The organism is Gemmatimonadaceae bacterium, from assembly GCA_019752115.1.
Classification (GTDB): domain Bacteria; phylum Gemmatimonadota; class Gemmatimonadetes; order Gemmatimonadales; family Gemmatimonadaceae; genus Gemmatimonas.
The window spans coordinates 134,020-146,495 of the sequence record JAIEMN010000004.1; the positions used below are offsets into that span (position 1 = coordinate 134,020).

Sequence of the window (12,476 nt, forward strand, 5' to 3'; positions counted from 1 at the left end):
GTCATGACTGCACGACTGCTGCTTTCGCTGAGCGCGGTGGCCCTGCTGGCTGCCTGCGCAGATGACGACACCAAGGGGCGCACGCCGCTCGCGGAGGGCGCCATGCCACCGGCGGCCGGGAGCGCGAACGCGGCGCCCGCCGGTCCGCCGCCGGGGATGACGGTCAAGTCCGCCGCCCTGCTCGACAGCGGCAACGTCGCCTTCCGGCTCAAGCAGTATCCGGTCGCGCAGGCGTACTACGAGAAGGCCGCCGCCGAGGTCCCCGATCAGGCCGCGCCGTGGTACGGCGTGTACATGGTGGCGCAGGCGATCAAGAACCAATCCCTCGCCGACAGCGCCATGAAGATGGTGAGCACGCGCGCCGGCGGTGGGGACCTGATGGGATCACCGATGGGCAAGGCCCACGAGAAGCCAAAGCCCTAGCGCTGGAGCCGCTCCACCAACCCCGAACTCCGCGCGACGCTGCGGCTCAGCATGAGCCGCAGCGTCGTTTCGCTGCCGACCACGTGCACGCTCTGCCGCGCGCGCGTGATCGCCGTGTAGAGCAGCTCCCGCGTGAGCAGGCGCGTGTCCACGTCGGGGAGCACGACGAGCACGTGGTCAAACTCGGAGCCCTGCGACTTGTGCACGGTCATGGCCCATGCCGTCTCGTGCGCGGGAAGGCGCGCCGGCGCGATGGCCCGGGGCCCATGCGGTCCCTCGAAGTACACCAACGGCTCGCCATCCACCACGACGGTGGTGCCCACGTCGCCATTGAAGAGTTGCGTGGCCGGATCATTCTGGGTGATGAGCACCGGCCGGTGATGGTACCAGCCGTTCACGGCCACGCCGCGACGCTGCAGCCAGCGCTCGACCGTCGCATTGAGCCCCTGCACCCCGGCATCGCCATCACGGAGCGCACAGAGCACCCGAAAGCGCCCGAGCGCCGCCAACGCCTCCGCCGGCGACCGGCTGGCGAGATACACCTCGAGCGGGGCGCGCACCGGCTCGAGCAGCGCGCTGAGGCTGCTGCCGCGTTGCCCCCGCCAGCTGACATGATCAAACGCGCCCGGCGCGAGCGCCTGCAGCATCCCCTCGGCATCACCGGTGCGGGCCGCAGTGGCCAGCGTCCCAATGCCGGGGCGCTGCCCAAAGCGATACGACACCGTGAGCGGCGCGATCGCGGCCCGCAACGGTGCTGGCGCATGCGCCTCACCGGCGGCACGCACGATATCCCCGAGCACAAAGCCAGTGTCCACGCTCGCCAACTGATCCGGATCGCCGAGCACAATGAGCCGCGCCTCCGGGCGAACGGCGGCCAGGAGCGCATCCATGAGCAGGACGTCCACCATGCTCGCCTCGTCCACGACGATCACGTCGTCCACCAGCGGCCACGCGGCCGAGTGGGTGAAGCGATCGTTCCACGGGCGATAGCCGAGCAGCCGATGCAACGTCACCCCGGTGCGCGGCAACCGCTCGGCGACGGCATCGGGCAGCCGTTCCCGCTGCACGGCCGCGTTCATCGATTCGCCAAGGCGCGCGGCCGCGCGGCCGGTGGGCGCAGCCAACGCGATGCGTCGGGTGGGGTCCTGTTCGAGCAGCAGCGCGAGCAGCTTCGCCGCCATGGTGGTCTTCCCGGTTCCCGGCCCGCCCGTGATGAAGACGAGCGGTTGGGCCAGCGCTGCCGCGGCAGCCTGGCGCTGACCATCCGTGGCCGTGGCGGGGAACAGCCGATCGAAGAGCGCGGTGGGCGGCGCGGCCGAGGCGGCCTGCGCGACCCGCTGGCGAATCTGTGTGGCCACGCGCGCTTCGGCCGCGGCGAAGCGGGCGAGGTAGAGGCGCGTACCATCGAGTACAAACGGGGCGCGTTCGAGCGGATCGGGACGCGGGGGCGCACCGGCCACGTCGCAGGCACCACTCACGGTCAGCGCACCGACCCAGTCGTCGAGCGACGGAAACGTGAACGGCAGCGCCGACTCCTCCTCCGCCACGGTGTGCCCCGCCCAGGCCTCGAGTGCCACGCAGCTGTTGCCCTGCGCCCGCTCCGTACTCACGAGCAGGGCCGTGTGATACAGCAACGGGTCGAGCGAACGCACCGCGTTGATATCGATACGGGCCGCTTCGCGGGCCGCATCACGCGCTGGCGCGAGCCGGCGAACGAGCATGCGTGCAAAGGTGCGATCGATGGCGGTCACCTCGAGCGCGGTCGGCGGCTGTAGCAGCTCCACAACGGTGCTCATGGCGTCACCGCCAGGGCATCGCCATTGCCAAGCGCCGCGTCCAGCGCCTCGATGACGGCGAGGTCGGCCGGCATCGTGAACCACCCGTGTCCGGTGGCGCTCGCGTCGGGACCGAAGCCGCGCAAGAACGCGTAGGCCACACCGCCGAGGTGCTGCGCCGCGTGGTAGTTCGGCAGCCGTGTGCGCAGATAGCGATGCACCGCGACGAGATAGAGATGCGCCTGCAGTAGATAATGGTGCGCCGCCATCACCTCGAAGAGCGCCTCCGGCGCATAACTCTGCGGCGCCAGCGGCAACCGGTTCGACTTCCAGTCCACGATCCACCAGCGGCCATCGTGTTCGAAGACCAGGTCCACAAAGCCCTGCAGAAAGCCGAAGACGAGGCGCATCGGCAGGGCCGCCACGGCATCCGCGTAGCGCTGCAGCGCCGGATCCTGCGCGCGTCGGAAGGCGTCAGCGATGGCGCGCGCCGACAGCGGGGCCTGCGCATTGGCCACCGGCAGGGTGAACTGCCATTCGTGGCGCGCGCGCGTGGGGAGGACATCGGCCAGACGCACGGTCTGGGCGCCGGCGGTGAATGGAGCGCGGTACACCGCCGTCATCATCTCCACCACCGCATCGATGCGCTCATCGGCATCGCTCTCGGCGAGGTGATGCCATTGCAGCAGACGCGCGGCCCGCGGGCGCAGCTGCGCCGAGGTGTCGGTGAAGCCGGACGTTTCGAACAGGCGGTGCAAGACGGTGCCTTCGCGCGCCCCGGCCGGGAAGGCGCGAAAATCGCCACGCGGCAGCGCGCGCAGCGCGGCACTGGTCACCGCGATCGTGGCCGCCGATGGCAGCGGGGCATCCAGATCACGCGCGACATCTTCGGCAAGATCGGCCACCGTATCGCTGCTGCGGCCACTGGCGAGTGCCGTATAGCTCGTGAGCGCAAAGGTCCGAAAGCGCCTGGCCGGCGCGAGATCGGTGGGCAAGGTCCGCGCGGCGAGTGTGGGGATCGCCGGCTGCGGCGGCTCCCATCGGGCTCCGCCCACCGCGCCCTGCACGGCACGCACCACGATCCGCCCGCGACTCCCCTTGGCGAGCGCCTTGAGATGCGCGGGCATGGAGGTCATGCCATCGAGCAGCGCCGCCGCCGCGTGCGCCGGCACGTCGGCCGGCGGCAGCGTATCGACGAGTTCATCGACGAGCAGCAAGTAGCCGAGCGCCGAGTGAATGCTGCCATCGGCCTTGAGACAGGCGTCGCGCTCCTTGGCATTCCCCTTCACGACGGGCCCCCACGTGGCGTACGTGCGGAAGCGAGCCCGCGTCAGCGCGACATAGAGCAGTCGCAGATCCTCGGCGAGGCGGGCGGCATTCGCCACCGCCACCCGCGCGGCGAGCGATGCCGAGCCATGCTCGAAGACCGTCCCATCAGCTTCCTGCACCACGACCGGCGCCTTGCTCGTGAGGCGGGCATTCCAGAGCGTCGGGCAGAAGACGATGTCGTATTCGAGCCCTTTGCTCTTGTGAATGGTGACGATCTGCACGGCGTCGGCATCCGTCTCCAGGCGCAACTCGGTGGCGTCGGCCTCAGTGTGATCGGCGAGACGCTCTGCGGCCAGCCAGCGCAGCACGCCGTCGATGTGCAGCTGCCGCTCCACCGACGCCGTGTGCAGCAGTTCCATGGCGTGGCGCAGATTGGTGACGCGGCGATCACCGTCGGTGAGCGGGAGCAGCCGCTTGAAGACCCGCTGTTCGGTGAAGCAGGCCTGCAGCATCGCCATGAGTCCGTCCCGCGCCCAGCGGTCACGCCAGCGCGTGAAGGCGTTGAGGGTCTGTTCCCACTCGGCCTCGGCCTCCGGTGCCAGCAGTCGGGCGATGTCCTCGTGCCGCGCCCCCCACAGATCGGTGGCCAGCGCCGCGCGGACGAGTGGGGCGTGCCGCGGGGTGGCGATGGCCTGCAGCAGGCGATGCAACTCGTCCATCTCGTGCGAGTGGAAGACATCGTCCATGCCCGACACCACGGCCGGCACGTTCGCCTCGCGCAGCAGCGCCTCCACGGCGCGCCCTTCGTAGCCGGTGCGCACGAGAACAGCGATGTGCCGGGGCTTCCATCCGTCGTGGAGCAGTCCGACGATGTCGTTGACGCAGGTGACGAGGCTGACACGTTCGGCCTCGCCCCCGGTGTAGGCGCGTCCGTCATCGCCGGGCTCGAGCCAGGTCAGCTCCAACGCGTGCCCACCGGGGAGCGCGGCGGGCAGCGGGTAGTCCTTCTCGGCCACCGCCGGCGGGTAGCCGATCCCGTGCTGCATGAAGGGATTTTTGCGCTTGAGGAAGAGCGCATTGACCGACTCCACCATGTCACGGGTACTGCGAAAGTTACGCTGCAGCGAATACCGGCGCGTCTCGGGCGTGAGCGAGGCCGCCGTCAGATACGCTCGCACGTCGGCACCACGGAACCCGTAGATCGCCTGCTTGGGATCCCCGATGAGAAACAGCGGGCGATCGGCAAAGATCGTGGTGAAGATCCGGAACTGCCGCGCGTCGGTATCCTGAAACTCGTCGATCATGGCGGCGTCGAACTGGGCGCGCACCGTGGTGGCCAGCAGGCCGGTCGGCCCCTGCGCGTCGAGGACGCCATGCAGGCGCTCGAGCAGATCTCCAAACCCGATCACCTGCCGACGCGCTTTCTCCGCCGCGACCACCTCGCGGACCGTGCGCAGACAGTCGGCGCGCAGCGCGGCGACCTGCCGCAGTGCGACCTCGACCACGTGCTTCGCGGCGGCGCACTCGGGCCAGTCGGGAATCGTGGCAGCCTGCGCCTTCTGGACAGCGCTGCGCTTGGTGGCCTTGGCGGTAAGCGCCTCGGCGGTGAGCGGTTCGATGAGCGGGACGATCTCGCGCCACAACGCCGGATCGCCCACGCGCAAACGACGGGCGCGCTGCACGGCGGCATCGAGGGCCTCGATCTGCGCCGCGTCGGCGCAGGGCGCCCCCTTGTTCCACGTGAGGGCGAGCGCGCGTTCGGCGAACGCCTCCGGCTTCCACGCCTCCGCGAAGGCGCGCACCGCCTCGAGCAGCTGTGCTTCGAACGCACTGAACGTGAGATCCGGCGCCAGCGTGGCCCCGGGCCAGTTCATCCAGGTGCGATAGTCGCCGAGGAAGCTGTCCGGGCGCAGGTCGGCAGCGACGGCGAGCTGCGCGAGGTGCGGCGTCTCGTAGAAGGTCCGCCGCCACCAGTCGTGCAGGGCTTCACGCACGAGGTCGTCTTCGTTCTCGAGCAGCGCGGCGCCAAAGGGCGTCCCGCTTTCCAACGCGAATTCATCGAGGACGCGCTTCGCGAAGCCGTGGATGGTGAACACCGACAGCGTGTCCACCGCCGCCAAGGCGGCACGCATGCGCGCTTCCGCCCACGGCTTGTTGGCGGCCATCTCGCGCAGGAACTTGACGGTGCCGTCGTGCTCATCCATCGGCATGCCGCTGTACACATCGACCGCGGTGCGCAGCACGCGACGAATGCGGTTGATCAGCTCATCGGTGGCCGCATTGGTGAAGGTGACCACGAGAATGCGGCCGATGCCGCTCACGACCGGCTCGGTGGCGGACCCTTCGAGCAGCAGGCGCACCATGCTGAGCGCCAGGCTGAACGTCTTGCCGGTCCCGGCACTCGCCTCCACGAGCGAGAGTCCGGGCTCGAACGGTGCGGTGACGACGTTGAACGGCTGCGGCTTGGCCTTGGAGCTCATGCGCGCGTACCTCCCTTGGCGCCCTGCTTATACGCCGTTTCGGCTTCGAGCAGGGGCACCCACAGCGCCTCACACCAGCCGATGAAGGCCGCGGCGGCGTCGGTCAGCGGTGCGCGCCCCTTCCACAGCAGCGCGACATGCGGATCATCAACATCGGCCGGCCGCCACTCACTCCGCCGCTCGAAGGCATCGATCGCGAGCGCCATGTTCGCCTTGGCGCCGTAGACCGCGCCGGCTTCCGGGAAGTACGGCAGCGGGGCCAAGTGGACGTGGCGATACGCGGCGATGAGTCCGGAGAGGATGCGCACGGCGTCGTCGGCGCTGATGGGGGCAAAGCCGGTGTCATCCTTGAGCCCCGAGAGATGGGTTGGGCCGGTGCCGCCCATGGCGGCGTAGGCGCAATGGGCAATCCACCCCTGCACGCGGTCTTTCACGCCCACGCGCGCCGCACGAAGCCGACGTTGACCGCTGGGCGTCTGTCCGTCGAGCTGCCCCACGAGGCACCACGCTGGGCCGTCCACACGGACGGCAAGTGGATCGAGCACCGTGAGTGGCTGCAACGGCTCCCAGAAGCCTTCGAATTCGTCGCGCAGGCGGTCGTACCAGAGTGGCCCGAGCGACCCCGGGGGCAACTGTCCGGCGGCCACCGTCAGGCGGGCATCGTCCGCGCGTGACAGAAGCGGCGTGTCCGCCCCGTGCACCGTGTGCGCCCAGGCCCGCTCCAGCATCGTCTGCTGAATGGCGTATTTCTCGAGACCGGCCACGCGGACCGGTTCGGCGTCCTCCACCGCGTCACCGGCGCCGGGGACGCGCAGCTGCAGCACCTGCACGCAGTGAAAGCGCGCGGGGTTACACCAGACGTCCATCAGTGCGTCGAGCGTCACCACGAGTGGCTGGCCTGCCGCATCCGCCAGCGACGGGGTCGGGGCCGACGCGCCACCCCAGAAGGGCGGTGGAGCCTGTCGGGTGTGTGCGGCCGCGAGGCTCCGCGCCCAGCGCTCGTCAAAGCTGAAGCGGCGCACGTCGGCGCCGGTGAAGTACACCGGATTGAACGGTTGCAACGCGTGCGACACGAGGACGTGCTCGCGCGCGCCGGTGAACGTGGTATCGAGGTGATCGAGCAGCTCCGACAGCACCACGCTCGGCGCGATCTCGGCGTTGTTCTGCTGGGAATGCCCCACCCAACTCAGGATAAGCCGCGACTCGGCGCAGAGCAGCGTATCGAGGAACAGCTGGCGATCGTCGGCCTTGGGATTGCGATCGCCGGGGCGCGGGGCGAGCTCGATGCAATCGAAGGCGGCGCGACGCTCCCGCCGCGGGAAGGCCCGGTCATCAAGTCCCAGCATCGCAATCACCCGGAAGGGGATCGCGCGCATCGGCTTCATGGCGCAGAGCGTCAGACCGCCGGTGAGGAAGCCGGTGTCATGCTGATCACCGCTGAGCGCCGTGCCCAGCCAGCGACGCGCGACCTCGAAGGGCACCGCGCGACCGGCCGCCTCGCCCAGTTGATCGCCGGCCGTGCGCGCGAGTTGCACCAGTTCGCGCTGCACCCGATCGTAGGCGCCCTGCTCGCCGGGGCCATCGGGGCGCACCAACCACACCAGGATCTCCTGCAGCAGGGCACTCCACGCGGCGAGCGGACGCGGAGCGCGCAGCGCCTCGAGACGCGAGAAGAGGCCATCCACCCAATCGACGAAGGCACCGAGCAGCTCCACATCGCCGATCGTGTCGCCGGCGATGGGAAGCACCCCCTCCACGAGCGCGTCGATGCGGCCGGTGGCGTAGCCGGCCAGCAGGCGATCGAGCCCCTGGCGCCAGGTGAAGTCTTCGAGGGAGGGGAGCGCGTGCGACCCTCGGTCGAGGCCATCGCGCCCCCATCGGATCGCCGCGGCCTGGACCCACGCGGTGATCTGGTCGAGTTGCGACGGCGCAATGCCCGCGGCCCGCTGCACCGGTGGCAGCGTCAGCAGATCGAGCACGGCACTCGCCGTCAGGCGCGAGCCCACGAGGTCGAGCAGCATCGCGAGCGCCTGCGCGGCGCTCGCATCGCGGCCGAGGGCGCGATCGGCCAGTCGATACGGAATCGCGATGCGCTCGGTGTCACCGGGCGTGGCGCGTCCGTGCGGATCGCCGAACACGATGGCGGCCAGCGGTGCGTAGCGCTCCACATCGGGGACCATCACCAGCACATCGTGCGGCCGCAGCGTGGGATCGGCGGCGAAGGCATCAAGCAGCTGATCGCGGAGCACTTCGAGCTCGCGCACGGGCGAATGACAGTCGTGCACCAGCAACGAGCGATCGGTAGGGTCGATCGCGCGCTTCACCGCGGCGGCCCATCTGGAGGCGTGGGGATCGCGCAGCGCCTGCTGCAGCTGTGCCAGCAGGGTCGGGGTCTGCGCCGCAGGAGCGTCGAGGTGCTCCACCGGCGCGCCGTGCTGCGTGAGCGCCGCGAGCAGTTCCCGTGACGTGCCACCGAACGCGTCCTCCAGCGCGTCGCGCGGCGCCTCGCTCTGCCAACCGGCCGCGGACGGCGTGAGCACGTAGCAGGTGACCGGCACGAAGCGCGCGAGTGCCTGCAGCAATCGCACGAAGAGCGGCGGCAGCGTGGAGACCCCAAACACCGCCACACGCGGTGGCAGTGACGCGGGTGGCGCGACGGTACGTTCGAGGAAGGCGAGCGTGTCGGTGAACCAGCGCGCGAAGTGCGCCGGCGTTTCGCCGTTCGTGAGCCGCCGCCACAGGGCCGCCTGCCATGCCACGTGCGGCGAGTCCGGCCCGTCGTCGCGTCCGGCCTCCCACGCCAGCAGCAGCTCAGGCCGGTAGAGCCGGTACTCGTCGAAGCGCGAGGCGATGCGCCGCGCGAGCGCGTAGCGCTTGGCGGCATCGGCGCCGGCGAGATAGGTCGCGAGCGGCGCAAACGCCGCGTCGTTGAGTTCGCTACGGTCATCGAGCAGGGCGGTGATGCGCCAGGTCAACGCTTGTTCGTCAAAGCGCGGATCGAGCGCGACACCGTGCTGCGCCTGCTGCAGCAGCGTGGCCAGCCGGCGACAGAACGCGGCGGGAAACGGCAGATCGAGCGATGCCGCCGCCCCGCGGCGCATAGCGAGCTGTTGGCGCACCCACCGCTCCATCCCCAGGCTCTGGACGACGATCGTTTCCTCGTCGAACGGCCCGAGTGCGGCAGCGGACTGATCCGCATCCAACCGCGCCAGCAGCTGGCGGGGGGAGCTCCCGGTAATGACTCGAAATTGCGCAGCATTCGCGACCATGCCCCAATCTGGCAGCCGGCTCTGACAGTGGGCAGGCGCCGCGGCGAATCGGCCGTCGGGGGGCCCAAACGCGAACGGGTAGCCACGGGTTGCGATCCCGTGACTACCCGTTCAGGCCATGTGAGGGCTTTCAACGTGCTGGCCTCGATCGGCGGACCCTTGCTGCCATCTGCTTTCGCAGACCGCTACTGATCTCTGCCGCGCCGAGCGCACTGCTGGGCTCACCTCAGTCTGCTGTTCGGCGTAAGCCCCTGCGGGCTCGTCCTGGCATCAGACCCTGGACCGAAGTCCAGTTGGATTTGTCTCGCGCCTTGGCGTGGCGCTATCTCCCTGCCGTGGCCTTTGGCAGTTCGACGCGGATTCCGTCGTTCCGGCGGTTGCCGGTTCGTACATCTGGTTCACGGTGACATTCGGTCGTGTTCGCCAGCTTGCACTGGACGACCCGCCGAGTGGCGCAACCCAGACTCCGGAACGAAAGCGCTGCGACCAACAACGCTTTCGGGGCGGTCACCCCCCTGACCACGACGCCGACGTGCATGCACTCCGTCGCCGCAGCTGGATCCACTATTCGCTGCTGGTGTCACGCCGTCAACAGGCAATTTTTGCTGCATTTTTCGAGTGATTCACATCAGTTTCATGCACTACGTGAGGTGCCGCGCGCGCATCACGACAGCGTCAATGCAGCGGCGTGACGTACGTCGGGTGACGTATGGGTGAGTTCGTCACCGCCTGCTATTCGTCCCACGGTCCCGCTTCGTTTCTCTTTCCCCTCGTGACGTGAAGAGTCTCCGCGTTCCCGAACGGCTCTACCAGATCGCCATGTGGGCGATCTCCTTCGTCTTTGCCAGTTTCCTGTCAGGGCTGGGCGCGCGCATCATCGCCGATCTCCCCGGCGTGGATCAGTCGGTCAGCGTCACCGACTTTGTGGATCAGCGGGCCCAAGCGGCCAGCGTGCTCGCCTCCAATCAACTGGCGGCACGCCGCACGGCGCTCGAGCCACGCCGCGACTCCGCGCAACTTGCCGCGCGCGCCGCCGAAAATGCGGCCCGCAGTACCAAGGCGCGCTTCGATGACTGGATCGCGACGCGCACCGCGACGACCGACCCGGCGCAGGATCCCGAGGTGCTGCGCCGCACGCGGGAGGTCGAGATGGCTCAGGCCACCGCGCGCGACGCGCAGGCGGCCGTCGAGCGCCTCGATGCCGACCTATTGCAGCTGCAGCAGCAGGCCGCCGAGGAAGGGCGCAAATAGCAGGCGCTGCGCGAGGCGGCAGCGCCGCAGTACGAGCGGGCGCGCTTTGTTCAGGAGCTCAAGGTCTTCGGCATCCGGCTCGCGCTCACGCTCCCGCTGCTGCTCATCGCCGCGTGGATGGTGCGCGCCAAGCGGCAGAGCCCGTGGTGGCCACTGCTGCGTGGTGTGGTGCTCTTCGCGCTCATCGCATTCTTCGTGGAGCTGGTGCCATACCTGCCCAGCTATGGCGGCTACGTCCGCTCCATCGTAGGCGTCATTGCCTGCATCGTGGTCGGGCGCTGGGCGATTCGCTGGATGCAGGCGTACCTCGCCCGGCGCGCGGCTGACGAGCAGCGCAATGAAGCCGAACGGCGCCAATCACTGCGCAGTGAAGACGCGCTCAAGCGCATGGCGCTCAAGGTGTGCCCGGGGTGCGAGCGCCCGCTCGCCGCAGACAAGGACAACGGCTCGGGGATGCCCACCAACTTCTGCGTCCACTGCGGCATGAAGCTCTACGACACCTGCACCGGCTGCGGCTCGCGCACGAACGCGTTCTTCACCTTCTGCGCGGTGTGCGGCACGGGGCGGACGGCCGCGACCGCCTAGCCCCGCGCGGCGCCTACTTCAGCGCCGCATCCGCCGAGATCACGGCATTCAGCAGCACGTCCGCCCCGCGCGCGATATCCTCGGGGCGGGAGAACTCCTTGGGCGAATGCGAGATGCCCCCCACGCTCGGGATGAAGATCATCGCCATCGGCGCGATGTGCGCGATCTCCTGCGCATCGTGCCCCGCGCCGCTCGGCATGCGCTGATACGACGCCCCCAGCGCGGTCGCACTCTGCTCGATGAACCCCATGAACCGCTCATCGCTGAGCGCCGGCTTGGAGTTGGTCAGCACGCTGAAGGCAAAGGTCGTGTTCGTGGACGCACCGATCTCCTTGGCCAGCTGCTTGAAGCGCGCATCGAAGCGGTCGATCTTCGCCTGGTCCAGATCGCGCAGATCCACCGTGAGGACGACCTGTCCGGGAATGACGTTCGTCGTGTTCGGCGACACATTCACGCGCCCCACCGTCGCCACCTGCCGGCCGGCTTCGCTTGTGATCGCATCATGCACCGCGACCGTGAACTTGGCCGCGGCCAGCATCGCGTCCTGCCGCTGATCCATCGGCGTCGCGCCGGCGTGGTTCGCGAACCCGGTGATGGTGACCTCGAACCAGCGCAGCCCCACGATCCCCTGCACCACCCCGATCTGCTTTGAGGCCTTCTCGAGGAGCCCACCCTGTTCGATGTGGAGCTCGATGTACCCCGCCACATCCCCCGGCTTCTTCACCGCCTCCGGCAGGCGCGCCACATCCCCGCCGATGATGCCGATCCCTTCCCGCACGGTCTTGCCGCTGCGCGCCGTCTTGGCGAGATCGGCGTCGGTGAGTTCTCCGATGTAGCCCTTGCTCCCGACGGTGCCGCCTTCCTCGTTCTGCCACACCACCACATCGAGCGGGTGCCGCAGCCGGATCTTCTGCTCGGCGAGCGTCCGCGCCACCTCGATCGCCGAGAACGAGCCGACCGGCCCGTCGTAGTTGCCCCCGTCGGTCACCGAGTCCACATGGGAGCCGATGAGCAGCGGCGCCAACCCATTCACGCTCCCGGGCACGCGCGCGATCATGTTCCCCAGCGCGTCGAGACGCATCGCGAGCCCGCTCTCCTTGAACAGATTCGCGGTAAAGGCGCGGCCGGCGAGATCGGCCTCCGAGTACGCCACCCGATTGATGCCGGTCGCCGTGCGTCCGATGCGGTCGAACTGGGCCAGCCAGCCGTTGAGACGTGCGGCATTCACATGCAGCGGGGCGCGTGCGCGACGCGCCGCAACGTGCGACGCCAGCGGCGCCACGGCGGGCGCGATCACCGGCCAGGCGGCCGCGGCGGCCATCTGCTGCAGGAACGTGCGACGGGCGAGCGACGAATCAGACGACATGCCAAGGCTCCGGATCGGGACTCTGCATGATATCGTACGCTGTGCCCCCGCGCTGCCT

At 69.3% G+C, this 12,476-nt stretch carries 7 protein-coding genes; 3 read left to right on the forward strand and 4 right to left on the reverse strand.

All coding sequences use genetic code 11. The features are described from left to right. The first annotated feature begins 3 nt into the window (after positions 1 to 3). Positions 4 to 423 (forward strand): hypothetical protein, encoded by a 420-nt coding sequence (locus K2R93_02345; GenBank protein MBY0488659.1) that lies wholly within the window; start codon positions 4 to 6, stop codon positions 421 to 423. On the opposite strand, the gene recD is transcribed toward K2R93_02345, so the two are convergent. From recD to K2R93_02360, 3 genes are read right to left on the reverse strand one after another with little or no spacing between them, the layout of a single operon-like run. Next, a complete protein-coding gene (recD, locus tag K2R93_02350) occupies positions 420 to 2,219 on the reverse strand; it encodes an exodeoxyribonuclease V subunit alpha (protein MBY0488660.1) in 1,800 nt (599 codons plus the stop codon). The genes K2R93_02345 and recD overlap by 4 nt on opposite strands. Further along, positions 2,216 to 5,947 (reverse strand): UvrD-helicase domain-containing protein, encoded by a 3,732-nt coding sequence (locus tag K2R93_02355; protein ID MBY0488661.1) that lies wholly within the window; start codon positions 5,945 to 5,947, stop codon positions 2,216 to 2,218. The genes recD and K2R93_02355 overlap by 4 nt, the downstream gene beginning before the upstream one ends. Beyond that, positions 5,944 to 9,216 carry an exodeoxyribonuclease V subunit gamma gene (locus K2R93_02360; protein ID MBY0488662.1) on the reverse strand — a complete coding sequence of 1,091 codons (3,273 nt, stop codon included), beginning with the start codon at positions 9,214 to 9,216 and terminating at the stop codon, positions 5,944 to 5,946. Before K2R93_02360 ends, K2R93_02355 begins: the two co-directional genes overlap by 4 nt. Positions 9,217 to 9,993: 777 nt before the next feature. Here K2R93_02360 and K2R93_02365 point away from each other — a divergent pair. Both K2R93_02365 and K2R93_02370 read left to right on the forward strand, forming a co-directional pair. After that, the gene (locus K2R93_02365) at positions 9,994 to 10,467 is read left to right on the forward strand and encodes a hypothetical protein (GenBank protein ID MBY0488663.1); all 474 of its coding nucleotides are present in this window, start codon (positions 9,994 to 9,996) and stop codon (positions 10,465 to 10,467) included. Positions 10,468 to 10,584: 117 nt separating this feature from the next. Then, the gene (locus K2R93_02370) at positions 10,585 to 11,052 is read left to right on the forward strand and encodes a zinc ribbon domain-containing protein (GenBank protein MBY0488664.1); all 468 of its coding nucleotides are present in this window, start codon (positions 10,585 to 10,587) and stop codon (positions 11,050 to 11,052) included. Between the two features lie 13 nt (positions 11,053 to 11,065). On the opposite strand, the gene K2R93_02375 is transcribed toward K2R93_02370, so the two are convergent. Beyond that, positions 11,066 to 12,373 (reverse strand): Zn-dependent hydrolase, encoded by a 1,308-nt coding sequence (locus K2R93_02375; GenBank protein MBY0488665.1) that lies wholly within the window; start codon positions 12,371 to 12,373, stop codon positions 11,066 to 11,068. Between the last annotated feature and the right edge of the window lie 103 nt (positions 12,374 to 12,476).

What these genes read in the sequence shown, in the direction of transcription:
- K2R93_02345 (MBY0488659.1), top strand. Translation starts at nt 4, where the DNA reads ATGACTGCACGACTGCTGCTTTCGCTGAGCGCGGTGGCCCTGCTGGCT.
- recD (MBY0488660.1), bottom strand. Translation starts at nt 2,219, where the DNA reads ATGAGCACCGTTGTGGAGCTGCTACAGCCGCCGACCGCGCTCGAGGTG.
- K2R93_02355 (MBY0488661.1), bottom strand. Translation starts at nt 5,947, where the DNA reads ATGAGCTCCAAGGCCAAGCCGCAGCCGTTCAACGTCGTCACCGCACCG.
- K2R93_02360 (MBY0488662.1), bottom strand. Translation starts at nt 9,216, where the DNA reads ATGGTCGCGAATGCTGCGCAATTTCGAGTCATTACCGGGAGCTCCCCC.
- K2R93_02370 (MBY0488664.1), top strand. Translation starts at nt 10,585, where the DNA reads ATGGTGCGCGCCAAGCGGCAGAGCCCGTGGTGGCCACTGCTGCGTGGT.
- K2R93_02375 (MBY0488665.1), bottom strand. Translation starts at nt 12,373, where the DNA reads ATGGCCGCCGCGGCCGCCTGGCCGGTGATCGCGCCCGCCGTGGCGCCG.